General features: G+C 69.1%; 22 protein-coding genes. 16 read left to right on the top strand and 6 right to left on the bottom strand.

Annotation, left to right across the window (positions count from 1 at the left end):
• The first annotated feature begins 9 nt into the window (after positions 1–9).
• On the top strand, positions 10–1149 hold the full coding sequence (locus ABN034_RS01080) for a helix-turn-helix domain-containing protein (protein WP_349689081.1): 1140 nt from the start codon (positions 10–12) through the stop codon (positions 1147–1149).
• Entirely contained in the window at positions 1146–1679 is a 534-nt protein-coding gene (locus tag ABN034_RS01075) for a hypothetical protein (RefSeq protein WP_349689080.1), read from the top strand. Before ABN034_RS01080 ends, ABN034_RS01075 begins: the two co-directional genes overlap by 4 nt.
• Before the next feature lie 150 nt (positions 1680–1829).
• Here the strand turns inward: ABN034_RS01075 and ABN034_RS01070 are convergent, their stop codons facing one another.
• Positions 1830–2489, bottom strand: coding sequence for an MBL fold metallo-hydrolase (locus ABN034_RS01070; RefSeq protein WP_349689079.1), 660 nt, complete (start codon positions 2487–2489; stop codon positions 1830–1832).
• Between the two features lie 121 nt (positions 2490–2610).
• On the opposite strand from ABN034_RS01070, the gene argS reads away from it, so the two are divergent.
• The 4 genes from argS (at position 2611) to ABN034_RS01050 (ending at position 6994) form a co-directional block, all read left to right on the top strand.
• On the top strand, positions 2611–4341 hold the full coding sequence (gene argS / locus ABN034_RS01065; RefSeq protein ID WP_349689078.1) for an arginine--tRNA ligase: 1731 nt from the start codon (positions 2611–2613) through the stop codon (positions 4339–4341).
• An 87-nt stretch (positions 4342–4428) separates the two neighbouring features.
• Positions 4429–5019, top strand: a complete 591-nt coding sequence (locus ABN034_RS01060) for a DUF5998 family protein (protein WP_349330758.1) — start codon at positions 4429–4431, stop codon at positions 5017–5019.
• A complete protein-coding gene (locus tag ABN034_RS01055) occupies positions 5020–6135 on the top strand; it encodes an alkaline phosphatase family protein (protein WP_349689077.1) in 1116 nt (371 codons plus the stop codon). It begins immediately after the preceding gene.
• A gap of 202 nt (positions 6136–6337) precedes the next feature.
• A complete protein-coding gene (locus ABN034_RS01050) occupies positions 6338–6994 on the top strand; it encodes a thymidine kinase (RefSeq protein WP_349689076.1) in 657 nt (218 codons plus the stop codon).
• 57 nt (positions 6995–7051) lie between these two features.
• Here the strand turns inward: ABN034_RS01050 and ABN034_RS01045 are convergent, their stop codons facing one another.
• Complete coding sequence (locus ABN034_RS01045) at positions 7052–8383, bottom strand: M20/M25/M40 family metallo-hydrolase (protein ID WP_349689075.1); 1332 nt, start codon at positions 8381–8383, stop codon at positions 7052–7054.
• Between the two features lie 70 nt (positions 8384–8453).
• Positions 8454–9428 (bottom strand): S66 peptidase family protein, encoded by a 975-nt coding sequence (locus tag ABN034_RS01040; RefSeq protein WP_349689074.1) that lies wholly within the window; start codon positions 9426–9428, stop codon positions 8454–8456.
• A 179-nt stretch (positions 9429–9607) separates the two neighbouring features.
• Here ABN034_RS01040 and ABN034_RS01035 point away from each other — a divergent pair, with 179 nt between their 5' ends.
• Positions 9608–10549: a sulfurtransferase gene (locus tag ABN034_RS01035; RefSeq protein WP_349689073.1), complete on the top strand. Its 942-nt coding sequence runs from the start codon at positions 9608–9610 to the stop codon at positions 10547–10549.
• On the top strand, positions 10546–11226 hold the full coding sequence (locus tag ABN034_RS01030) for a nucleoside/nucleotide kinase family protein (RefSeq protein ID WP_349689072.1): 681 nt from the start codon (positions 10546–10548) through the stop codon (positions 11224–11226). The genes ABN034_RS01035 and ABN034_RS01030 overlap by 4 nt, the downstream gene beginning before the upstream one ends.
• Here the strand turns inward: ABN034_RS01030 and ABN034_RS01025 are convergent.
• The 3 genes from ABN034_RS01025 to ABN034_RS01015 all read right to left on the bottom strand — a co-directional run bounded on the left by ABN034_RS01025 (position 11172) and on the right by ABN034_RS01015 (position 14402).
• The gene (locus tag ABN034_RS01025; protein ID WP_349689071.1) at positions 11172–11696 is read right to left on the bottom strand and encodes a hypothetical protein; all 525 of its coding nucleotides are present in this window, start codon (positions 11694–11696) and stop codon (positions 11172–11174) included. The two genes, ABN034_RS01030 and ABN034_RS01025, sit on opposite strands and share 55 nt — an antisense overlap.
• A gap of 220 nt (positions 11697–11916) precedes the next feature.
• Positions 11917–13068 (bottom strand): septation protein SepH, encoded by a 1152-nt coding sequence (sepH, locus tag ABN034_RS01020; RefSeq protein WP_349689070.1) that lies wholly within the window; start codon positions 13066–13068, stop codon positions 11917–11919.
• Between the two features lie 110 nt (positions 13069–13178).
• Positions 13179–14402, bottom strand: coding sequence for an MFS transporter (locus ABN034_RS01015; RefSeq protein WP_349689069.1), 1224 nt, complete (start codon positions 14400–14402; stop codon positions 13179–13181).
• Positions 14403–14498: 96 nt separating this feature from the next.
• On the opposite strand from ABN034_RS01015, the gene ABN034_RS01010 reads away from it, so the two are divergent.
• From ABN034_RS01010 to ABN034_RS00975, 8 genes are all read left to right on the top strand, one after another.
• Positions 14499–15578 carry a ferrochelatase gene (locus ABN034_RS01010; protein WP_349689068.1) on the top strand — a complete coding sequence of 360 codons (1080 nt, stop codon included), beginning with the start codon at positions 14499–14501 and terminating at the stop codon, positions 15576–15578.
• A gap of 237 nt (positions 15579–15815) precedes the next feature.
• Positions 15816–18200 carry a LuxR C-terminal-related transcriptional regulator gene (locus ABN034_RS01005; RefSeq protein ID WP_349689067.1) on the top strand — a complete coding sequence of 795 codons (2385 nt, stop codon included), beginning with the start codon at positions 15816–15818 and terminating at the stop codon, positions 18198–18200.
• 83 nt (positions 18201–18283) lie between these two features.
• On the top strand, positions 18284–20383 hold the full coding sequence (locus ABN034_RS01000) for a S9 family peptidase (protein WP_349689066.1): 2100 nt from the start codon (positions 18284–18286) through the stop codon (positions 20381–20383).
• Between the two features lie 474 nt (positions 20384–20857).
• Complete coding sequence (locus tag ABN034_RS00995; RefSeq protein WP_349689065.1) at positions 20858–21943, top strand: ABC transporter permease; 1086 nt, start codon at positions 20858–20860, stop codon at positions 21941–21943.
• A 3-nt stretch (positions 21944–21946) separates the two neighbouring features.
• The gene (locus ABN034_RS00990) at positions 21947–22864 is read left to right on the top strand and encodes an ABC transporter permease (RefSeq protein ID WP_349689064.1); all 918 of its coding nucleotides are present in this window, start codon (positions 21947–21949) and stop codon (positions 22862–22864) included.
• 14 nt (positions 22865–22878) lie between these two features.
• Entirely contained in the window at positions 22879–23832 is a 954-nt protein-coding gene (locus ABN034_RS00985) for an ABC transporter ATP-binding protein (RefSeq protein ID WP_349689063.1), read from the top strand.
• Positions 23825–24694 carry an ABC transporter ATP-binding protein gene (locus ABN034_RS00980; RefSeq protein WP_349330742.1) on the top strand — a complete coding sequence of 290 codons (870 nt, stop codon included), beginning with the start codon at positions 23825–23827 and terminating at the stop codon, positions 24692–24694. Before ABN034_RS00985 ends, ABN034_RS00980 begins: the two co-directional genes overlap by 8 nt.
• A complete protein-coding gene (locus tag ABN034_RS00975; RefSeq protein WP_349330741.1) occupies positions 24691–24876 on the top strand; it encodes a hypothetical protein in 186 nt (61 codons plus the stop codon). Before ABN034_RS00980 ends, ABN034_RS00975 begins: the two co-directional genes overlap by 4 nt.
• Positions 24877–24890: the final 14 nt, after the last annotated feature.

Genomic DNA, 24890 nt, shown 5'->3' with positions numbered 1-24890 from the left:
CTCGATCTCATGGCCGACTCCACCGCGACCCGGGTGCGCGCACTGATCGAGTCCAGCGGGCTCACGCAGTCGGCGTTCGCCGCCAGAGCGGGCTTGGACGCGTCGAAGATGTCCAAGTCACTGTCGGGCGTGCGGCGGTTCACCTCGTTGGACCTCGCGCACATCGCTGAGCTCGGCGACGTGACCGTCGACTGGCTTCTCGGCGGCAGGGCCGGCCCGCCCGCGGTGGCTGCCCGCGCCGAGAGCGTCCATGACGGTGGTGTGGAAGCGGGCGTTCGCGAGGCGACCCGCCTGGCGCAGGCCCGGGAAGATCTCGCGTTCCTCGGCTACGAGCAGGCATCGGGGGCAGTGCGTTCGGTCGACGCTCCCGGCCTGCCGGCGGACAACGGCGCCCGCCTCGCCGCCCAGGTCGTCGGCGAACTCCGCAAGGCGGGAGGCGATCCGCTTGCCCGGGATCTCGCGTCCGTCGTCGAGCACTACTTCGGCATCGACGTCGCCGTGAGCATGATTCCGGCCGGGTGTGACGGCCTGGCCTGGCACGACAAGCACACCCGGCTCATCCTGGTGGCGACGAGCGAATATCCGACCCGGCAACGCTTCACGGTCGCTCACGAGCTGGGCCACCTGCTGGCCGGCGACGACCAGGGCCTCTCGATCGACAAGGACGTGATGGATCCGGAACGCCGGCGCCATCCGTCCGAGGCCACCGCCAACGCCTTCGCCGCCGCGTTCCTGCTTCCGGAGGATGCGTTGCGCGCCGCGGTACCGAGCGACGGCGGGTTGTCGGTCGACGACTTCGCCGCGCTGGTCATGCGCCTCTCCGTCTCGCCCAGCACCCTCGCCTACCGCCTTCACGCCCTCGGCCTCATCGCGACCCCGCTTCGGGAGGAGTTCCGTACGCTGACGACCGCCGCGTGCGCGTTCCGGGTGGGGCGGAGCGGTGAGTTCGCTGACTGGATCGAGTCGAGTCGCCGATCGCGGCTCCCCGCAGCGCTCGTCCGGGACACCTTCACGGCCTATCTCGACGGCAAGGCCACCTTGCGCCCGTTCGCCAACCTCGTCGGTGTCGACGTCGACATCCTGCGGCGGGCCCTCGAGACGCCGGCTGAACCGGGCGCCGGCGATCCGGAGCCCGAGTTCGTTCCGTGACCGCCTACTGGTTCCCCGACAACACCGTCCTCTGCAACTTCGCGGCGGTCGACAGCCTGGCGCTACTCGAGGAGACTCTCGCCGGGCGCGGTCGATGGGTGGAGGCGATCGCCTTCGAGGCGGACCGATCGGCAAGGACCTACCCGTGCCTCGCGACGATCGGGCGCGACGGTTGGCTCGGGAAGCCCGTCGAGATCACCGAAGCCCACGACATCCACCAGATCGAACGCCTCCGCCGCGCGGTCTTCGGCGGGCCACCGCGGCAGGCGCTACGCCACCTCGGCGAAGCCCAGACCTGTTACGTGATCCAGTCTTGGCCCGAGTTCGCCGGCTCGCACTGGGTGAGTGACGACCGGGAGGCGTTACGGTACGCCCGGCTGGCCGGCATACCAACCTGCGACACCGCCGGTCTGATCAGCGAAGCGATCGCGGGCGACCTTGTTTCGCGTACGCACGGCTATCAGCTCATGCGCGACATGCTGTCCGCCGGTCGCCACCCCCGCGTCCCTTCCCATCCCGCCCATCTCTGAACCCCGCCCACCTCTGAATCCCGCCGACATCCGAAGGCGAGGTAGTCGTCGATCGACGGTGGGACCACTCCGACAGGTCGCCAGGACCGTCCGAGCCGTCATGCGCTGATCACCTTCTGGCGAAGTGGGCGAAGCCTCGCCCGAGGGATCTCACCAGCCGCGGGAACGCCATTCGCCGAGGTGGGGGCGTTCCGTGCCGAGGGTGGTGTCGGCACCGTGACCCGGATAGACCCACGTCTCGTCCGGCAAGCGGTCGAACAGCTTGCGCTCCACATCGCCCAGGAGGCTCTCGAAGTCCTTCTTCGACCCGTGCGTGTTGCCGACCCCGCCGGGGAAGAGGCTGTCGCCGGTGAAGATGTGCGGCCGGCCGCCCGGCTCGTCGTACAGCAGGGTGATCGAACCCGGCGTGTGGCCGACCAGATGGATCACCTCGAGCGTGCACGAGCCCACCGACACCTGGTCTCCGTCGCGTAGGACCTCGTCGGTCGGTACCGGGATCCCCTCGGCGTCGTCGACGTGCGCCGTGGTCCGGGCGCCGGTGTGTGCCACGACGTCCGCGAGCGCCTGCCAGTGGTCGCCGTGCCGGTGGGTGGTGACCACGCGCGCCAGCGGGCCGTCGGCGTCGAGCAGGCCGAGCAGCGTTGCCGCTTCGTTGGCGGCATCGATGAGGAGCTTCTCGCCGGTCTCGCGGCATCGGAGAAGATAAGCGTTGTTGTCCATCGGACCGACCGCGACCTTGGTGAGGACGAGGCCGGTGAGCTCCCGGACCGCAGGTGGTCCGCCAACCGTTACTTTTCCGTCGTACGCCACAACTCGTCACGCTAGCGCACCGACACTCGACTCCGCGGTAGCCCTGTGGGCGGGTGTCGCTCGGCGACACCTGGGCCGGCCGCGGCAATTCGGTGGACTGGACGTGAGATCCTTACGTGTTGTGACGGACCTTCCCCAGCTGCTGACAGACCGACTGGCCCGTGCCTTCTCCGAGGTTGCCGGCGATCACGCCGACCCCGCGGTCCGGCGTTCCGACCACGCCGACTACCAGGCAGACGGCGCACTCCCGCTGGCGAAGAAGCTCCGACGCCCCCCGCGCGAGATCGCGGCCGCGATCCTCAACGTCGCCAAGATCGAGGACCTCGTCGCAAAGGCTGAGATCGCGGGTCCGGGGTTCCTCAACCTCACGGTCGCCGACTCCGCGCTGTCCCGAATCGTCGAGGAGATGGCCGCCGACGAGCGCGTCGGAGTTGCGACCGTAGCCGAGCCGCAGAAGATCCTCGTCGACTACTCCGGACCGAACGTCGGCAAGGAGCTGCACGTCGGGCACCTGCGCTCGACGGTGATCGGTGACGCACTCGCCAGGCTGCTGGAGTTCCTCGGCCACGACGTGGTCCGGCAGAATCACCTGGGCGACTGGGGGACGACGTTCGGCATGCTCATCGAGCACTTCGCCGATTCGGGCGCCGACCCGACCTCCGACGACTTCGCGCTCGGCGACCTCACGGACTTCTACCAGGCGGCCAGGCGGAAGTTCGACGCCGACGAGGACTTCGCCGACCGGGCCCGCCGTCGGGTGGTGCTCCTGCAGAGCGGTGACGCCGCGACCCACGCGCTGTGGAAACTGTTCATCGAGGAGTCGGAGAAGCACTTCCAGGGCGTCTACGACGCGCTCGACATCACCTTGACCCCTGAGCACAACGTCGGCGAATCCGCGTACAACGATGGTCTGCCCGGCATCGTGGAGGAACTCGACCGGCTCGGTCTGCTGCGGGAGAGTGACGGCGCCATCTGCCTCTTCCCCGAGGGTTTCACCGGCCGCGACGGCAAGCCGTTCCCGATCATCGTCCGCAAGCGCGACGGCGGCTACAACTACGAAGCCACCGATCTGGTGGCGATCCGCCGGCGCCTGCTCGACCTGCATGCGGACCGGATCTACTACGTCGTCGCCAACGAGCAGCGGTTGCGGCTCGCGATGCTGTTCGTGGCGGCCCGGGACGCCGGCTGGCTCAAGCCTCCAGCCACCGCGGAGCACATCACCATGGGGATGGTGCTCGGCACCGACCGCAAGCGGCTCCGGACCCGGTCCGGAGACCTGCCCAAGCTCGCGGACCTGCTCGACGCGGCGGTACAGCGCGCGGAGGCCGTGGTCAGCGAGAAGGCACCTGACCTCGACGCCGACGAGCGGTCAGCCGTCGCGAGAGCGGTCGGGATCGGGGCGATCAAGTACGGCGACCTGTCCAACGACCGGATCAAGGACTACCTGTTCGACCTCGACCAGATGGTCTCCTTCGACGGCAACACGGCGCCGTATCTCCAGTACGCCCGTGCGCGGATCCTTTCGGTGTTCCGGCGTGGGGAGATCGATCCGGCGAGCATCAAGGGCTCCGAGGTCGTGCTCACCGCCCCGGAGGAGCACCGGCTCGCGCTGCGGCTCGCCGAGTTCGAGGGCGTGCTGCACAAGGCGGCTGAAGGCGTCGAGCTGCACCGGATCTGTGGGTACCTCTTCGACCTGGCCACGGCGTTCACGGCGTTCTACGAACACTGTCCGGTTCTGCGTGCCGAGGACGAGAAGACGAAGGCCAGCCGGCTCGTCCTCTGCGACGTGACCGGGCGGGTCCTCGCCACCGGGCTCTCCGTCCTGGGCATCTCGGCTCCCGACCGCATGTAGGAGCCCCCTGTGGCGGCGCTGGTCTCTCGGTGCCGCCACAGCGCGGTCGCCGACCGAGTGGACGCTCGGCGTGGAAGGATGACAGCCATGAGTGAGTCCGTGAGCACGACAGTCGAGCTTCGCGCCGCGATCGACCGGAGCGGTTACTACCCGGATGTCGTCGCCGACGCGCTGGAGACCTGCCTCGCCGGTGAGCGGGTGCTGTCGTACTTCGTCCACCACGAGCCGACGTTCACCCGCGACGAGGTGACCCGCCACATCACCGTGCTGGTCCTCACCCCGACGCGGCTCATCGTGGGCCACACCGACGAACACCCCGCCGACGACAGCCTGCCGACGCCTTACGCCACGGCGTCGACCGAGGCGGTACCCATCGACCGGGTGAGCTCGGTCGTGGTGAGCCGCGTGGTCGCCAACCCGGCGGCGTACGAACCAGGCGGGGCTGTGCACTCGGCGATCCTCACTGTCGGGTGGGGAGCGATGGGACGTCTGGAGCTGGAGCCGGCCGCCTGCGCCGACCCCAACTGCGAGGCCGACCACGGCTACAGCGGCACGTTCTCCTCCGACGACGTGACGGTCCAGGTCAGCTCGGCCGCCGAGGGTGGCGACGCCGTCGGACGCCTGCTCGGGTTCGCGCAGGAACTGTCGAGCGTGTCCCGGCGCCCGTCGGTCCGGTGAATGCTGGTCCTCCCGAAGTACGGCGAGGCCGCCCTCTCTGATCTCGTCGCGGCCGCGATGGCGGGTCTGGAGGTCGAAAGCGCGCGGAACCTGCTCGGGCTGCCGCCGGCGAGGCGGTACGTCGTCCTCCTCATCGACGGGTTCGGCTGGAACCTGCTGCGGACCTACGCCACCGAGGCGCCGTACCTCGCCGGGCTCGCCGACCAGAGCGGGCGGCCGCTGACCGCGCCGGTGCCGTCCACGACCTCGACGAGCCTGGTCAGCCTCGGCACCGGGCGCCCGCCCGGTGAGCACGGGGTGGTCGGCTACACGATGCTGGTGCCGGGCACCGACCACCTCCTCAACACCCTGCGCTGGAACACCACCGTCGAGCCACTGGTCTGGCAGCCGCACGCCACTCTCCTCGAGCAGGCCGAACGTGCCGGCGTCGCGGTGACATCGGTGTCACCCAAAGCGTTTCGCGGCTCGGGCCTCACCGTGGCGGGGCTCCGCGGTGGCGAGTTCGTGGCGGCCGACAGTGCCGGGCAGCGGATCGCATACACCGCGGAGGCGTCGGCCCGCGGCCAGCGCAGCCTGGTCTATCTGTACGAAGGAAGCCTCGACTGGACCGGCCATCGCGACGGCTGCCACTCGCCGGCCTGGAGACACCAGCTGGCAGCGACCGACGCCTTCGTCGCGCGCCTCCGTGCGGCGTTACCCGCCGACGCGACGCTGCTCATCACCGGCGACCACGGCATGCTCGACGTACCCTTCGACCGACGGGTCGACGTCGACAGCGACCCGCGACTCCGTGCGGGGGTCTACCTCGTCGGCGGTGATCCACGGTTGCGCTACCTCTACACCGAACCTGGGGCGACCGACGATGTGGTGGCGGCCTGGCGCGAACGGCTCGGGCCCGACGCGGTGGTGCTCACCCGGGACGAGGCCGTGACCCAGGGCTGGTTCGGTCCCGTGGACGAACGGGTGCTGCCGCGCCTGGGTGATGTCGTGATCGCTTCGCTCGGCGATGTCGCCGTGGAATGTGCCGCCGAGTTTCCCATGGAGGCGAGCCTGCTCGGCTGGCACGGCTCACTCACCGCCGACGAGATGCTGGTGCCCCTCCTCGTCGCCGCCTGATCCGTTGGGAATGATCACGCATACGTGATCATTCCAACGACACCCGGCAAATTCGCCGCGCATCGTTGGTACTTGCCAGGTAAGCGTGATCATTTACGTCCAGCGGCATTGGCAGTGCGGGGGATGTGAGGTAGCCCACCCTTTTCGACCACGAGTCGATCACGGCGTGTCTCGCAACCTGAGTTTGCAAGGATGGCTCGCCGTGGCCGAACTCGTCTTCTTCACCGGAACGATGGACTGCGGCAAGTCCACCCTCGCCCTTCAGCTGGACTACAACGCGCGGCAACGTGGGCTTGCCGGGCGTCTGTTCACCTGCAATGACAGGGCCGGGCAGGCGACGCTCTCCAGCCGGCTCGGACTGACCGTGCCGGCGATCGAGGTCAAGGCCGATCTCAACCTGCAGCGCCTGCTGGTGGGGGAGATGACCGCGGGCGCACGGATCGACTACCTGATCTGCGACGAGGCACAGTTCTACTCGGGTGAGCAGATCGAGCAGCTCGGCCGCATCGTCGACGAGTTGAGCGTCGACGTCTACGCGTTCGGGATCTTGACCGACTTCCGGACCCGGCTGTTCGAAGGCAGCCAACGCCTGGTGGAGCTGGCCGACCGGGTGGAGGCCCTGCAGGTGAGGTCGCTGTGCTGGTGCGGCCGGCCCGGCACCCACAACGCGCGCACCGTCGGCGGCGTCATGGTCACCGAGGGCGAGCAGGTGGTGATCGGCGACACCGAGGAGGTGCGGGCGCTCGACCTCGGCTACGAAGTGCTGTGCCGGCGCCACCACCGGCGGAAGGTGACGGCGCACGTCGGCAACTCAGGGTCGCTGTCGCCCGACGTCCTTCCGTTCGGCACCAGCAGCTGACCCAACGACGACCGGGAAACCGCGCGACCGCCCGTACGCAGGAACGTCCGCGCCAGCTCAGCACTCCTGCAGGAACCGGTCGAGCACCCGCGCCCCGAACCGCAGCCCGTCGACCGGCACGCGTTCGTCGACCCCGTGCGCCATTCCCCGGAACGCATAGTCGGGCGGCAGGCGCAGCGGCGAGAAGCCGTAGCCGGCGATGCCGAGCCGGGCGAACGCCTTCGCGTCGGTGCCGCCTCCCATGCAGAACGGCACGACGACCGCCTCGGGATCTTCGGCCCGCAGCGCGTCGCCCATGGCCCGGAACCATGGCGAGTCCACGGGCGCTGCGACGGCCTCGGTGTAGTCGAGCGTTTCGCGGCTGACGTCGGGGCCGAGCAGTTCGTCGATGGTGGCGAGGAACTCCTCCTCCGTGCCGGGCAACGCGCGCCCGTCGAGCAGGGCGTGGGCTGTGCCGGGGATCACGTTGATCTTGTACCCCGCGTCGAGCATGGTCGGCGTGGCCGTGTTGCGCACCGTGCCCGCGGCCAGCAGGCTCGCCCGGCCGAGGCGTTCGAGGGTGCCGTCGATGTCGGTCAGGTCGACGGGGACGTTCAGGGCCGCGCCGGCGTGTTCGAGGTAGGCCTGGACCGTCGGCGTGAGGCGTACCGGCCACACGTGGTCCGCGATCCGGCTGAGCGCCTTCGCGAGCTTCACGACCGCGTTGTCGGGGTTGGGCCGCGACCCGTGCCCCGCCCGCCCGCGTGCGGTGAGCCGCAGATGGATGGTGCCGCGCTCACCGGCCGCCACCGGGTAGAGGCGTACGCCGTCGACATGGAACGTATGCCCACCGGACTCGCTGATCGCCGCCGTACACCCGGCGAACAGGTCGGGGTGGTTGTCGACCAGCCAGTTCGCGCCGTAATCGCCGTGTGCCTCCTCGTCAGCGACGAACGCCACCACGATGTCGCGCCTCGGCTCCACCTCCCGGACCGCCCACGACCGCAGCACGGACAGGACCATCGCGCACATGTCCTTCATGTCGATCGCACCACGGCCCCACACGTAGCCGTCCTGGACCCTTCCGCTGAACGGCGGCACGGACCACTCACTCGGATCGGCGGGTACGACGTCGAGGTGGGCATGGACGAGCAGCGCGTCGGCCTCGGGGTCGCGGCCGGCGATCCGGGTGATGACGTTGGCCCTCCGGGGAGCGGACTCGAGCGTCTTCGGCACATAACCCGCAGCCGCCAGCGTGTCGGCGACGAAGGCGGCCGCCTCGCGCTCGCCCACGGAGTCGCCAGGTCCGCGGTTGGTGGTGTCGAACCGGATGAGCTCGGCGCAGAGCTCCTCGACGCCATCGTCGGGGTGGCCGGACGACCCGGAATCCTGCGTACTGGCTGGGCTCACAGCGGTCCTTCCTGGCTGGGAGGTGTGTGGGGTCTGGGGACGTGTGCGGTCGTGGCCCTTCCTCCGGACGCTAGGCGAGGGCAGGTTCGGTCAGTCTCAGCCGGGCGGTACCGGTCCGGACGTCCGATACGAGCTCGACCTCGCTGGCGAGCGGGACCGCGAGCTGCCCACGGCAGTGGCCGAACCCGAGTTCCCAGACGATGGGTACGCCGAGATCGCCCAGCCGGTCGGACAGGACCTCGCGGACGTCGGCGAGTTCACCACAGTCGACCCACGAGCCGAGGGCGATGCCGGCCACGTTGCGAAACCACCCGGCCCGGCGGAGGTGGCTGAGGTACCGGTCGATGCGGTACGGCTCCTCGGTGACGTCCTCGAGCAGCGCGATCGCCCCCGGAGGCGGCGGTGCGATCTCCGGGACCCCGGCACCACTCGCGACCAGGCTCAGATTGCCGCCGACCGCGATCCCGCGTGCCCGACCGGGTACCAGTGGCGCGGCCCGCGGACTCTCGAGCAGCACGCCAGCATCGGGCGCGAAGAGCATGCGGCGCAGATTGTCCTGGGCAACCGGGTCGTCGACGAAGGAGCCGCTGCCCACCATCGCGCCGAAAACGGTAGGGATTCGCAGCCGCGAGCCGATCACCTGGTGGAGTGCGGTGATGTCGCTGGACCCGGTGAAGACCTTGGCCGGTGCGGCGGCGAGTGCGTCCCAGTCGAGAAGGTCGAGAGTCCGCATCGCACCGTAGCCGCCGCGGGCGCAGAACACCGCGACCGTCTCCGGATCGCACCAGGCCCGCGTCAGGTCCTCGGCCCGTTGTCCGTCCGTACCGGCGAGATAGTCGAACCGGGGATGCCGGGCGTGGACGTACCTGCCGAGGCGTACGTCCAGCCCCCATGCCGACAGGATCGCCACCCCCTTGTCGAGCAGGTCCGGCGCCACTGGTCCGGCGGGCGCCACGACGCTCACCCGGTCCCCGGCGCGAAGTCGCCGGGGCCGGTCGTTCTGGCGGGGCCGGTCGTTCTGGCGTCCCCCGTGTTGTCCTGGCATCGATGCCACTCCTTCTCGCCGCGCCCGTCGACAGCACTTCGGAGCAGCCTGTCAGATGCGGCCTCGTCACGAGGGCGGTGGTCCGCGCGAGGGTAGCGATCGGTCATGGCGAGGATCAGCGGTTCCCGAGCCCGCGGGTTGTGTGTGGCATGGCGAGCGGATTTGGAAGACTGCGTGCCGTGAGTGCGCTGATCTCAGTCTCCGAGCTGTCCGAAACCCTGCGGTCGGACCGGCCGCCGGCCGTGCTCGACGTCCGGTGGGCGCTGACCGGACCACCAGGTCGGAGCCGGTACGACGTCGGCCACATTCCTGGCGCCCGGTTTGTCGACCTCGACAAGGACCTGTCCGCTCCGCCCGGCGGGTCCGGGCAACGCTATGGCGGGGGCCGGCATCCGCTGCCGGATGCGGAGGCATTCTCCCAGGCCATGCGGCAGGCGGGGGTGTGGGCCGACCGACCGGTCGTGGTCTATGGCGAGCAGGACGGCTTCGGTCCCGCCCGAGCATGGTGGTGCCTTCGGTACTTCGGCCACCCGGCGGTCCAGTTTCTCGACGGCGGCTTCCCCGCATGGATGGCGGCCGGCCTGCAGGTCGAGTCGACCACGCCGGACGTCGCGCCAGGTGACTTCGAAGCGCAACCGGGTGGGATGGCCCTGCTCGACGCCGACGGTGCCGCACGGATGGCACGCGAGGGCGTGCTGCTCGATGCCCGGGCGGGGGAGCGGTACCGCGGCGAGAGCGAGCTGGTCGACCCGGTTGCGGGCCATATTCCAGGAGCCCTGAACGCACCCACCGACGGCAACACCAGTGGCTCAGGCGGTTTTCGCGCCGCCGCGGAGCTGCGGAAGCGGTTCGCCGGCCTGGGTGTGAAGCCCGAGAGCCCGGTCGGCGTCTACTGCGGATCCGGCGTGAGCGCTGCCCACGAGGTGCTCGCGCTCGAACTGGCCGGAATCCCGGCCGCGCTGTATGTCGGCTCATGGTCGGACTGGGTGTCCGACCCGAGCCGTCCCGTGGCGACGGGCACGCATCCGGATCCGCCCGGTGCCCAACCAGGGGCACAGCAGAGCCCACCGACCGGCGGGTGGTTCGCGGAGCACGCGCGGGGTGGCGAGCGTCAGGGGTGAGCGCCGCACGGACCGAACTCCTGACCAGGCTCGCCGACCTCATCGAGGCAGTCCGCCGACCTCATCCGGTACGGGTGGCGATCGATGGCGTGGATGCGGCAGGCAAGACCACGCTGGCCAACGAGCTCGCCGACGTGCTCCGGGCGCGGCGTCGGCACGTGATCCGCGGGTCGATCGACGGGTTCCACCGGCCTCGGGCAATTCGCCGACAGCGGGGTGAGCTGTCGCCGTACGGCTACTACGCGGACTCCTTCGACACATCGGCCGTACGTACGTTCCTGCTGGATCCGCTCGGACCGGACGGTGACCTGCGGTATCGCTCCGCGGTCTACGACTACCGCGCTGACTGCCCGGTCGAGACGCCGCCCGTCATGGCAGTGCCGGACTCAGTCCTGGTCTTCGACGGCGTATTCCTGCTCCGCCCGGAGTTGCGAGCCGCGTGGGACCTCCGCCTGTTCGTCTCGGTCGGTTTCGCCGAGATCCTGCGCCGTGCGACCCGGCGTGACGCGGACCTGTTCGGCGACGTCGCGCAGGTGAAGCGCCGCTACCACGCGCGCTACCTCCCCGGCCAACGGCTCTACCTCGCCGCCGAGCGACCGGCGTACCAGGCGGACGGCGTCGTCTACAACGACGACCCCGCGAGGCCCTGCATGCGGATGCGGACCACCTCGCGCTGAGCCCACTCAAGACGACCGCCGGCCTCCCGCGCGTCCCAGGCGTCGAGTCCGTCTCGGGAACGGCCGCGAAGCAGTCGGTGCCACAGCGTGTCGAACAGCGGTGCGGCCTCGTCGGGCCCGAGGAGCCCTGCCTCGTGGCCGCACCAGCCGCGATCCCTCATTCCGTCGTACGCCACGATCTGAGCCGGCCGCGCATCGACGGGGACGATGTAGCGCGGAGCGTCGGAGGAACTGACCGGGCCGTCGTCATGGCTGCGGCCGCAGTCGCATCCGCGGCTGGCGACGGGGGCCGCGACGAAGAGAGCCGACTCCGGGTGGCGCTCCATGGTGACCCGGGTGCCGCGGCACCGGAACAGGACCAGGCCGCCGTCCGGGATCAGGGCGCAGACCTGGATCGGCGTGGGATGGGTGGGTGCGACGATGGTGAGCCCGCGCTCGGAAAGCGCGCGGGTCCAGTCGGCGAAATTCATCACGAACGTCCTTGAAGCTGCTGGTCGCGGGTGCATCGATCCCTTGGATGAGGACCAGGTCGCGAGGCCGGCGAATACCGGCACAAAAGCCGCGGAACCTGGGGTGGCTCAGCGACAACAACAGCGACAAGTGACGCGTGAACGCATGGCGGCCATTGTGCCAGCGGCATGCGCGTACCCCTTGGGCAGGGGTCCTCTGCCCAAGGGAGGCGGACCCGACCTAGTCCTTGGCCTCGCGGCCACCGCCGCCGAAGAGGATGTCGTCCCAGCTGGGAACCGAACCCCGACGGCCGCTCGAGCGGGCCCGCTTGCGCCGTGCCTCGGCGGTCGAGCGGGCCCGACGCGGTGTGGCCTGCTCGCTGCCGTTGGACCGCTCGGCGGCGGGCGGGGGAGCCGGCTCGGCCCGGGATGCGACGGCAGGTTCCTCGACGCGCTCGCTGTTGAGCGGATCATCAAGATCGGGCATCTCGTCCGGGGCGAGCTCCCCGGAGTCCGGGGTTGGCGGACCGGCGTCGGGTCGGTGCTCGCCGGACGTGTTCCGCCCCGGCTGTGGCTTGGGCCCAGACCCACGGGCGGCCAGGGTCTGCGACAGGTCGATCGTGTCCTCGGTCTCGGGAAGCTCAAGGGCCGGCTCGGCCGGGGTGACGCCCGGGTCCGGCGAAGGAACGGGTGCGAGCCGCAGCCGGTGACCGTCTCGGGTGGAACGACCCGTCGCGGAGCGGTGTCGTTCATCGGCGTCGTCAGGGGAGGGCCCGAACCCTGGCGCCAGCTCGGGCGTCAGCCCCGGAACCGGCTGGGTGGCCTCGCCGACGAGAGCCCTGGCGATGTCATCCGCGGACGTGACCACCCGGCCGAGCGGGTCGTAGCGGAACGTCGCCTTGTGGTCGGTGCCGCCGAGGCCGAACGACACGGCCACCACCCAACGTCCCTCGCTGCTCCGCCAGGCGTCCCAGCTCGCGTGGTCACGGCCCACCTGCAACTCGTCGAGACGCTTGCCGACCGCTTCGTCGAGAATCTGGCCGGGCCCGTCGCGGCCATTGCGGCGGAGTGCACAGCGGCGGGCCTGCTCGGCGATGTACTCACGCTCGGCGAGCACCGGGCCGGCGTAGCGCAGGATGCGTTCGATCGGCACGTCAGCCGCCGCCGCGATGTCCTCTGAGGACTCACCGGCCCGCAGGCGGGCCTGGATCTCCTTGGGACGAAGCCGGCTCTGCCGCTCCAGCGGCAATGCACCTTGCCGGGCCCGATCACTCACCACTGCTCCCCGTAGTCGATCGTCGACGCGTAGCGCGAACTCCTCGCCAGTGCGCTCGTGAGTCAGGACCAGATGGGTGCCGTCATCGCTGAGACGTACCAGCTTGACGTCGCGCATCGTCTCCGCCTCCCCACTTCTCGAGCCCGTCTAGTCTCTCCTGGCTCGGGAGGGCGACGCCAGGCAGCGCGCCGTGGACATCGGAGGTCCTTGGGCAGGCTTTGGATTAATCAGGCCGCGGATCGGGCAAGGCTAGCGTCTTCGGGCGAGGAAACCCGCGGGCCTGGCGCGCGGCCGGCGAGTGTGACGAGGGCGGTGGCGACGGCCGCGACGAGCGGGACGAAGAACCCCGCGCGTCCGCCGGCGGCGTCCACGACCAGTCCGGCGATCGCCGCGCCCGCCGCGACCCCCGCTGCCACTCCGGTGTGCGTCCACGCCATGCCCTCGGTCAGTCGCGACGCGGGCACCGTGCGCTCGATCACCGCCATCACGGCGACCAGAGTCGGTGAGATGGCGAACCCGGCGAGGAACATGACGACCCCGAGGATGCCGAGGTGACCGATGAACGGCATCGGGATCAGGGTGACGGCGAGCACCGCCGCACTCACCCGGAGCCGGACATGGGGTGGGGTACGCAGCCGCAGCGTGCCGATGACGAGCGCGGCGAGCATGCTTCCCGTCGCCCAGACCCCGAGCAGCACGCCGGACAGCGCGCGCTGGCCGCCCTCCGACGCGACGGCCACGACGACCACCTCGGCACTGCCGAAGAGGACGCCGAGACCGGCGCTCGCGACGACGAGCGGTCCGAGGTTCGGCCAGCCCAGAGCAGGTTTCCTGCCCTGCCCCGCCCGGACCTGGTGCACCGGAGGTTCCGTGCGTCGCTGGACGGCGAGCAGCAGTGCCCCGGAGAGTCCGGCGAACACCGCCGCCGCAAGTCCGGCGACGGGGCTGATCGAGGTGGCGAGCAGGGTGATGAAGGGTGGGCCGATCATGAACACCAGTTCGTCGATCAGTGCCTCGAGCGCGAACGCGGTGTGTAACCCGGGCCGGCCCTCCAGGACGTGCGTCCAGCGGGCCCGCACGAACGAACCGATCAGCGGGCTGGTGGCACCCGAGACGGCCGCGATGAGCTGCGGCACCGGCGAGCCGTTGCCGGCCTGGACGGCGACGATGACGCCACCCATCGACACCGCGTTGAGGAGAGCGAGCGGCGGGATGACGCGGCCTTGGCCGAAGCGGTCGACCAGCCGCGCCTGCACCGGAGCCGTGACCGCCTGCGCGACGATGAAGGCTGCCGCGACGGAGCCGGCGAGGCCGTAGGAGCCGCTCACCGCCGACACCAGGAGCACGAGGCCGATGCCGGTCATCGACATCGGAAGTCGGGCGTACCACCCGATCGCCGAGAACGCGAGACTGCCGGGCAGGCTCAGGATCGTGCGGTAGGGCGTGAACATGTGACCAGGGGCTCGCAAATGCTCGAAGGGTGAACTGGACTCGAGTTCGTTCACCCTAACGACGGGCACCGACAGACCGCCTGGGAATATCGACCCATGGCGGCCGAACCGTTCGATGCTCTCCTGCTGGTGTCCTTCGGGGGTCCGGAGAAGCCGGCGGACGTCCTGCCGTTCCTCGAGAACGTCACACGCGGTCGGGGCATTCCGCGCGAACGCCTCGCCGAGGTCGGCGCACACTACGACCTCTTCGGGGGGCGGAGCCCGATCAACGACCAGTGCCGGGCGCTGCGTCAGGCGCTCGTCGACGAGTTCTCCGCGAGCGGGCTCGACCTCCCCGTCTTCTGGGGAAACCGGAACTGGGACCCCTACCTCGTCGACGCCCTGCGCGAGCTCCGTGACGCTGGCGCCAGGCGGGTGGTGTGCCTGCTGACCAGTGCCTACGCGTCGTACTCGGGCTGCCGGCAGTATCGCGAGGACCTCGCGGCAGCCCTCGCGGAGGTCGGTGAGGGGGCGCCGGAGTTGACCCGACTTCCGCACTACTTCAACCGGCCGGGCTTCGTCGCGCCGTTCGTCGACGGTACGCAGGAGGCGTTGGCTCGGCTGCCCGTGGGCGCTCGCGTGGTGTTCGTGACCCACTCGATCCCCGAGGCGATGAACGACGCGAGCGGCCCGGACGGCGGTCGCTACGTCGCCGAGCACCGTGACGTGTCCGCGGTCGTCGCCGCCACGGTGGCGGAGCGCATCGGCACCCGCCTCGACTGGGACCTCGCCTACTGCAGCCGCTCGGGTCCGCCCGCCATGCCGTGGCTCGAGCCCGACATCAACGACCACCTCGCCACTCTCGCCGACAAGGGCGTGCCCGGCGTCGCCGTCGTACCCATCGGTTTCGTTTCCGACCATATGGAAGTGATGTACGACCTGGACACCGAGGCGAGGGCAACCGCCGAACGGATGGGGCTGGCGTTCGCGCGCGTTCCCACGCCCGGTGTCGACCGGCGGTTCGTCGCGATGGTGCGCGAACTCGTGCTCGAGCGGATCGCGATGGCCCGCGGAGAGATCGCCCAACCGCCGGCCGGCGCGGTCGAAGGTCTGCTCGGGCCGGCGTGGGGTGACTGTCCGGCGGGCTGTTGCGCCAATCTTCGTGGACCGCGCCCCGCCGCCTGTGGCGCCGACTGACACGCTCCTTCTCGCAGGAAGCCCGCAGGAAGTCGGCCGCGAGGGTTCCCCCACGAAGTCGGCCGCGGAAATCGACATCTGGAAATGTGTCGCTACGATGACCTGGATATGGCCGGCGCATGACGGGGAAACAAACCGCGGAAATGGCCGGCTCCCTTCCTTGGGTGACCACGGACACTGCTGAGTAAACACGCGATGCAGACATTTCCCTCAGGGCACGGTGCTCTTCCCTGCGAGGTGACGACATTCGTCGGTCGCCGCCAGGCGGTGGCGGACGTCAAGCGCCTCTTGTCAGCGGCGCGACTGGTGACGTTGACCGGGTTTGGAGGGGTCGGCAAGTCCCGGTTGGCCATGCACGTCGGTCGTGAGCTCCGCCGAGCTTTCCCTGACGGTGCGTGTCTGATCGAGCTCGCGAAACTCAGAGACCCGCTGCTCGTCGGACAGGCGGTCGCGGCCGCACTGGATGTCCGCGACCGGTCAGTTCGCAATATCGAGTCGGTACTGTTGCGCTATCTCGCAGACAAGCGAATGTTGCTCATTCTGGACAACTGCGAACATGTTCTCGACGGATGCGGCGAACTCGTGACGCGCCTTTTGTCGGCGGCACCAAAGGTACGGATACTGGCGACCAGTCGGGAATCACTCGGTATTTCCGGTGAACACAGTTGGCGCGTTCCTCCTTTGGCATTTCCTACCGAGACCGCCGCGGGGACCATGGCCGTTTCTCGGCTTGCGGGGGAGGCGACAGGTCGGTTACCGGCCCGCCGGCACGAGGCTCTGATGCTCTTCGAGGACCGAGCCGCGGCCGTGTCGCCCGGCTTCTCCGTCAACGGCGACAACGAGGCGACCGTCGCCCGGCTCTGCCAGCGTCTGGACGGCGTACCTCTCGCCATCGAACTCGCGGCGGTCCGGATGCGGATGTTGTCGGCGGAGCAGATCCTCGCGCGGTTGGAGGATCGCTTCCGGCTGCTGACGGACGGTCAGCATGACGCGCAGGGCCGGCACAGGTCGTTGCGTGCGGCGGTGGAGTGGAGCTTCGACCTCTGCACCGAGACCGAGCGGTTGCTGTGGGCACGGTGCTCGGTGTTCGCCGGCGGGTTCGACCTTGACGCGGTGGAGAGCGTCTGCGCAGGCGAGGGCCTGTCCCAGGAGGACGTCTTCGCCGGCGTGACGGGACTCGTGGACAAGTCCATCCTCAGCTGCGACCACACCGGGCGGGCGGCGAGATACCGGATGCTGGAGACGATCCGGCACTACGGCCAGGAGCAGCTCGTCGCCAGCGGCGAGGAGGCCACCGTCCGGCGCGGGCATCGCGACTACTACCTGCGGATCGCCGAGCAGTCCGACGCCGACTCGTGCGGTCCACGCCAGGCCGAGTGGATGGCGCGGCTACGGGCCGAGCGATCGAACATCTGGGCCGCGCTCGACTATTGCTTCACCGAACCAGGGGAGGCACGGGTCGGGCTGCGGATGGCGTCGGCGCTGTGGTTCTACTGGGTCGCGTGTGGTGTCGTCCGCGATGGTCGGCTCTGGTTGGACCGCGCGCTTGCCCTCGACGCCGCGCCGAGTGGTGAACGCGCCCGCGCGCTGTGGATGGCCGGTTGGATCGCCAGTCTGCAGGGTGACAACACGGCGAGCCGGCGCCTGCTCCGTGAGTGTCAGGGCCTCGCCAGGCAGCTCGGCGACGAGACCGACCTGACATATGCGAGCCAGTTCCTCGGTGAAGCGGAGACCTTCGTCAACGACCTCGAGCACGCGATGCCGTTGCTCGACGACGCGTTGTCCCGGCATCGGCAGGCGGACGCCTGGACGGCGCCGGGACTGCTGATCTTCGGTCAACACGCCAGAACCGACTTCCTTCGCGGCGATGTCGACCGTGCTGTCGCCCGGCTCACCGACGGCCTGAAACTCTGCGTGTCGCTGAACGAACGCTGGACGCTCTCGTGCACGGAGTGGAACCTCAGCGTCACCTGGTGGGCAGCGGGGAACGTGCGGGAGGCTGCGAAGTACGCCGGCGACGCGTTGCGGAAGAAGGCGGAGCTGGACGACCAGTTCGGCATCCCCTTCTGCCTCGAGGTCCTGGCATGGGTCGCCGCGTCCGACTCCCACCCGCACCGAGCCGCGGTGCTCTTCGGTGCCGTACGCAGGATGTGGGACCTGATCGGCCGTCCGCTCTTCGGCTTCACCACCCTGCTCGAGTGGAGTGCGGAGGCCAGGCAGCGCAGCCAGGTCGCCCTGGGTGAGGACGCGTTCGCGGCGGCCGAGCGGATCGGTGCCACAGTCCCGCAACAGGAGCTGATCGCGTTCGCACTGAGTGACGAGGCGGATCTCCAGGTGGAGGCGGGCGGCGCTCCCGTCGCTGTGCCGTCGACCGGGCGGGACACGACCGCCGTACGAATTCCGGCTTCCCGGAGGCCCGCGGCCCCGGCGGCCCTGACCAGACGCGAACGCGAGGTGGCCGCACTCGTCGCGGAGGGGATGACGAACAAGGAGATCGCCTCCCGGCTGGTCATCTCCCGCCGGACGGCGGAGGCACACATCGAGAACATCCTCACCAAGTTCGGGTTCAACTGCCGCGCACAGATCGCGGCATGGGCGGCCGTCAACGCCGAGCTGGCCTGAGGTGTCCTCGGTGGCGACCGGATGCGCCAGCGCGTCGCGCTGCGCGGAAGAAACTTCCGATCCAGGACATTAGGCTCTGGATCATGACTGCGGAGACGACGCCCGGACCAGGCGCGGACGCCGGGCAGGATCCGGTGGCCGATCCGGCGACACCGTTCCACGACCTCGACCACTATGTCGCGCTGCGGCGGCTGACGGGCATGTGGCTGGCTCCCGACGGGGGCCAGCTGGTGGCGGCCGTCCAGCAGCTCGCCCCGGACAGGAAGAGCTACCTCAGCGCGCTGTGGCGGATCGACCCCGACGGGGATGGGCCCGCCCGGCGCCTGACGCGTGGCGCCAGCGGCGAGACCAGCCCGGCGTTCCTCCCCGACGGGTCACTGCTGTTCGTGTCCAAGCGAACACACGCCGAATCCGAAGGTGCCAAGGAGTCCGACGACGAGAAGCCTGCCCTGTGGCTGCTCCCCGCCGCCGGCGGCGAGGCGCGTGCGGTGGCGACAAGGCCAGGCGGGATCGCCGGGGTAGCGGTCGCGCGCTCCGCCGGCACCCTGATCGTGTCTGCTTCCGCGCTGCCGGGAGCGAAGACGCCTGAGGACGACGCCGAACGCCGGAAGGACCGCAAGGACCACGCGGTCGCGGCGATCCTGCACGAGGGTTACCCGATTCGGCACTGGGACCACGACCTCGGTCCCGACGAGGTACGCCTGTTCGCCGCGGAGCGGCCGCTCGCGGGCGAGGCGGAGGAGGACGAACCCGTCGACCTCCGCGACCTGACCCCTGAGCCGGGCCGTGCCCTCGACGAGGCCAGTTACGACGTCAGTCCCGACGGCAGCACCCTGGTGACGACGTGGGGCGTTCGCCTCCCACGCGGTGACGTACGCGCCGAGCTCGTGGCGATCGACACGGCGACGGGCGAGCGCCGGGTGCTCGGCGGCGAACAGGCCTACGAATACGGGGAGCCGCAGATCTCGCCCGACGGCCGGTGGGTGGCATGCGTACGCCACCTTCGCAGCACGACGGAAGCGCCGGCGGACAAGACCCTGTGGCTCGTGCGGCTCACCGGCGGACCGGGCCGCGACCTCACCCCGGAGCTGGACCTGTGGCCGACCGGGCCGCGGTGGTCGCCTGACGGGAGCGTGCTCTACTTCGTCGCCGACGAACTCGGCCGAGCGCCGGTGTTCGCGCTCGAGGTCGATACCGGTGACATCCGCCGGCTGGCCGCCGACGCGGCCTACACCAATCTGTCAACGGCGCCGGATGGCCGGTCGCTCTACGCTCTGCGTACGTCCATCGACGCGCCGCTCGCGCCCGTCCGGCTGGCCGTGGACCGTGAGGACCAGACTCCGACATTCCTGCGCGGACCGGACGAGGCGCCGGCCGTTCCCGGTCACGTCAGCCAGGTGAGGACGGAGACGGTCGACGGCACACCGCTGCGGGCCTGGCTGGTCCTGCCCTCCGGCGCGTCGAGCGACACACCCGCTCCGCTGCTGTTGTGGATCCACGGTGGCCCGCTCGGCTCGTGGAACGCGTGGAGCTGGCGGTGGAATCCCTGGCTGATGGCCGCCCGCGGCTACGCCGTGCTGCTCCCGGACCCTGCCCTCTCCACCGGTTACGGCCGCGAGTTCGTCAAGCGGGGTTGGGGACGTTGGGGTGCTGAGCCCTTCACCGACCTGATGAGCATCACCGACGCCGCCTGCGCCCGCGACGACATCGACGAGCAGACGACGGCCGCGATGGGCGGGTCGTTCGGTGGCTACATGGCCAACTGGGTCGCCGGACACACCGACCGGTTCAAGGCGATCGTGACGCACGCGAGCCTGTGGGCCCTGGACCAGTTCGGGCCGACGACCGACGTCGCGGCGTACTGGTACCGCGAGCTCACACCGGAGCGCGCTCTCGCCAACTCGCCGCACATGTTCGCCGACCGGATCCGCACGCCGATGCTGGTCATCCACGGCGACCGTGACTACCGCGTTCCGATCGGCGAGGCGTTGCGGCTGTGGTGGGAGCTGTCGTACCGCCACGAGGGGGAGCCGGACGACTTCCCGCACCGCTTCCTGTACTTCCCTGACGAGAACCACTGGGTGCTCAGCCCTCAGCACGCGAAGGTGTGGTACGACACGGTGCACGCGTTCCTCGCCTGGCACGTTCACGAGGAAGCATGGGCGCGACCTGACCTGGTCTGAGGCTCAGGGGCACCATGAGGCTGATGCCGGTAGCTTTCCGGATCTGGCCGCGCTCGTGCCGCAGCGAACGTGATCGACATGGCGACGCGTCCTGGCGGTGGCGCAGGTGCGGGCCCGGCCGATGGCCGGTGCGCACCTCGTTCGACCGGAAGCGGGCATTGCAGACATTGCACGCCAACTCGCGCTTTCATTGCGCGAAACGGGTTGCATCCAACGGGGACTGCGCACATTTCAGCAACAAAATCGGGTTACATCTTGCTGGATGTGGTTCCGTTCAGCCGGGTCGAAGGTATAGCTTCCGGGCAGTCAAACTCCGTCTCGCGGACCTGCGAGGCGGAGTCCCTGTGACCTGATGTCCCAAGCCTGCATGGAGAGTTCCCGTTCGACTGCGCTGTGTAGTTATCGAAGGCTGTTGTTGTAGGAAAGCAGGCGGCGCTGCCGAGGCAGCAAGCGCCGTACGACCGGGAGGTGAAGGTGTCGGCGACCGACCAGACGGAGCACGCGGTCGAGCAGAGCAAGACTCCGCGACAGTCCGGACGAAGGTCCGCGGCGCGATATGTGGTCGGTCGGATAGTCAAGGCACTGTTCACGATCTACGTCGTCGCGACGGCGACGTTCTTCCTCGTGCGACTCCTTCCTGGCAACCCGGTTGACGTCTACATCAACCAGCAGATCGCGCAGTACGGCATGAGCTACCAGGACGCCGCCAACCAGGCCGCGGGACTGTTCTCGTTCGATCCCAACGAGCCGGTTCTCCTGCAGTACCTCGACTATCTCGCCGGCATCGTGAGGGGTGACTTCGGCGAGTCGCTGCTCTCACCCGGCTCGTCCGTGCTCGGCCAGATCGGTGCGTACCTTCCCTGGACGCTCTTCAGCGTCGGCATCGCGCTCGTCGTCAGCTTCATCCTCGGCATCGGGATCGGGATGATGATGGCCTACCGGCGCGGCGGCATCTTCGACCATCTGATGACCTTCGCCGGCTCGGTGACGCACTCGGTCCCCAACTTCCTGCTCGCGATGATGATCGTCGTCTTCTTCGGCGTACAGCTGGAATGGCTGCCGATCGCCGACATGCGCGGTGCCTACTCGCCCGGCGTGGTTCCGGCGTTCAGCGCGGCCTTCATCGCAGACGCGCTCTACCATGCGGCGTTGCCGATGCTGGTCTATGTGCTGACCTCGCTCGGCGGTTGGATGCTGGTGATGAAGTCCTCCACCGTCGAGACGCTCGGCGAGGACTACGTCACCGTCGCCCGGGCCCGCGGGCTCACCGACCGGCGGATCCAGTTCCAGTACGTCGGCCGCAACGCGATGCTGCCGCTCTTCACCAGCTTCGCGTTGTCCCTGGGATTCGTCGTCGGCGGCTCGATCCTGGTCGAGCAGGTGACGCAGTACCAAGGCATCGGATTCCTGCTGTTCGAGGCGGTCAACCGGCGTGACTATCCCGTCCTCCAAGGGATTCTGCTGGTCGTCACCATCTCCGTTGTGATCGCCAACCTGGTCGCCGACCTTCTCTACAGCCGGATCGATCCGCGGATCCGGATCGCGAGCGGAGGGAACTGACACGTGGCCCAGATTCTCGAGCCGAGCGCCACGGACTTCCACGCTCCGCCACCACCGGACGAGAAGGACGTCGGTGTCTTCAGGGCGTTCGTCCGTGCGCTGATGCGCAGTCGCACCGGCTTCATCGGGTTCCTCGTCTTCGCGGGCATGGTGCTCATCTGCCTGATCGGTCCGCTGTTCACCCCCGACGACCTGCCGACCGACGTCGCGAGGATCTACGCCCCACCGACGCTCGCGCATCCCCTGGGCTTCGACTCCGAGGGACGCGACGTGCTGATGCAGCTCATCAACGGTGGGCGAACGGTCATCTTCGTCGGCTTCCTGGCGGCACTCGTCTCCACCGTCATTGCCGTCCTCTTCGGGGCACTCGCGGCGTACGTCGGTGGCCGGGTCGACTCCATCATCGTCACCGCCACCGACATCGTCCTGACCGTTCCGGGCATCATCCTCCTGGCGGTGCTCGCAGCGTTCTACCGGGTCGGAAGCTCGTGGGCACTGGCGGTGATCCTGGGCATCCTGGGGTGGCCGGGGCTCTTACGCGCCGTGCGCGCACAGGTGTTCTCGTTGAAGGAACGCGAGTACATCGAGGCGGCCAAGCTGCTCGACCTCGGCACCGTCCGGATCGTCGTCCGCGAGATCCTGCCCAACATGGCGAGCTTCATCCTGATGAACTTCGTCATCGGCATGACGAACGCCATCTACGCCCTCGCCGGCCTTTATCTGTTGGGCCTCGCGCCGATGGAGGGTGACAACTGGGGCATCATGATCAACTTCGCGTGGACGCGAGGGGCGATCTTCTTCGAGGGCAGCTTCTTCTACATCATGGGCCCGGTGCTCGCGATCTGCATCCTCCAGCTCGCGCTCGTGACGATGGCCCGGTCGTTCGAGGAAATCCTCAACCCGCGGCTGCGGCACAACTAGGAGGACGTACGCAAGTGGATCGCGAGCAGGAGAGTCCCACGGTGACCGGATCGGCGTCCGGCGTCGCCGCGACAAGTGAGCCGATCCTGTCCGTGCGGGATCTCTCGGTGGAGTACAAGACCGGCCAGGGTGTGGACGATCCCGCGCAGCGTGCGGTCAACAGTGTGAGTTTCGACCTCTACCCGGGCGAGAGCATCGCGCTGATCGGCGAGAGTGGCTGCGGGAAGACCACGCTAGGGCTCGCGATTCTGCGTCTCCTGCCCAGGCTTGGTTCGATACCGAGCGGATCGATCACCTATCGACGCAGGGACGGGTCGGTCGTCGACCTCCTGAGCCTGAACCACGAGCAGCTGCGTCAGTTCCGGTGGAGCGAGTGCGCCATGGTCTTCCAGGGCGCGATGAACTCCTTCAACCCCGTCCTGCGGGTCTGGGACCAGATCTATGACACCATCCGGGCACATGACACGTCGATGTCCCGCCACGACGCCCATGACCGCGGTGTCGAGGTGCTGAAGGAGGTCGACCTCGACCCCGACCGGGTACTCAAGTCGTACCCCCACGAGCTGTCCGGCGGGATGCGCCAGCGGGTCCTGATCGCGATGAGCATGCTGTTGCGCCCGCAGATGCTGATCCTCGACGAGCCGACGACCGCACTCGACATCCTGACCCAGCGGGCGATCGTCGACCTCATCCACGACCTGCACGACAAGCTCGACTTCGCGATGATCTTCGTGTCGCACGACCTCGCGGTGGCGGCCGAGCTGGCGACGCGGGTCGCGACGATGTACGACGGCGAGATCGTCGAGATGGGCGATGTCAGGGACATCTTCTACCGCCCGCAACACCCTTACACCACGAGCCTCATCAACGCCGTGCCCACGGTTGCCGACGGTTCGACCGTCCTCGAGTCACCCGTCGATGCCACCGGCAAGGAGTCGCCCGCGAACGGAGGTCCGGCCGATGAGTGAGCTGTTGGAACTCGACTCCCTCACCCACGTGTTCAAGACCCGTCGGGGCGAGGTCCGTGCCGTGGATGACGTGTCCCTCAAGCTCGCCGAGGGCGAGGTGCTCTGTCTCGTCGGCCAGAGCGGCTCCGGCAAGAGCACCGCGGCCAAGATCGCGTCCGGTCTGCTCAAGCCCACCGAGGGTGCCGTGCGGTTCGACAAGGGAGACATCTACGCCAAGGGCCACGGGCACAAGCAGCGGTTCAAGAGCTTCCGACGAGCCGTTCAGTACGTCCATCAGGATCCGTACGCCTCGCTCAACCCGATCCAGGACGTCATGGCCACCCTGTCCGCGCCGCTGTTCCGGCACCGCCTGGTGCGCAGCAGGTCGGAGGCCCGCAGCCGGGTGTCGGACCTCCTGACCCAGGTGGGTCTCACACCTCCGGAGACGTTCCTGACGAAGTTTCCGCACCAGATGTCAGGCGGCCAGCGGCAGCGGGTGGCGGTGGCCCGGGCGCTCACCCTCGACCCGCGGCTGATCATCGCCGACGAGGCGACCTCGATGCTGGACGTGTCGATCCGGATCGGCCTGCTCGGCATGCTGACCAAGCTGCGCAAGGAACTCGGGGTCGGCTTCCTCTACATCACCCATGACCTCGCGATGGCGAAGTACTTCGGTCGCGAAGGCAACATCGCCGTCATGCACGTGGGCCGGATCGTGGAGTTCGGCCCGACCCTCGACGTCATCGCGGACCCGCAGGATCCCTACACCCAAGCACTTCTGGAGGCTATTCCAGAACCAGACCCCGACCTGGCGCGGCGCAAGCGCGCCGCCCGCCTCGCGGCCAGCCGAGCTGGCCAGGACAAAGGAGTTCCGGCGGCATGATCGGTCCCGGAGCCGGAATGGCGGCATTTCGATGGGCGGCATTCCTTGCCGTGTGCGCAGGGTTCCTGCTGCTCGTCGTCCAACCCGGGACAGCCGAGTTCGTGATCACCGTGTTCATGCTGTGTCTCAGCGTGTTCTTCGCTGGGGCGGTCGCTGTTCTCGTACGAATGAAGAATCGCTGAGGAATCACCTCCTT

The organism is Actinopolymorpha sp. B11F2 (genome assembly GCF_040195635.1).
Taxonomy (GTDB): domain Bacteria; phylum Actinomycetota; class Actinomycetes; order Propionibacteriales; family Actinopolymorphaceae; genus Thermasporomyces.
Note: the sequence above shows the minus strand (reverse complement) of the source record. Positions and strands in the feature narration are given on the sequence as shown.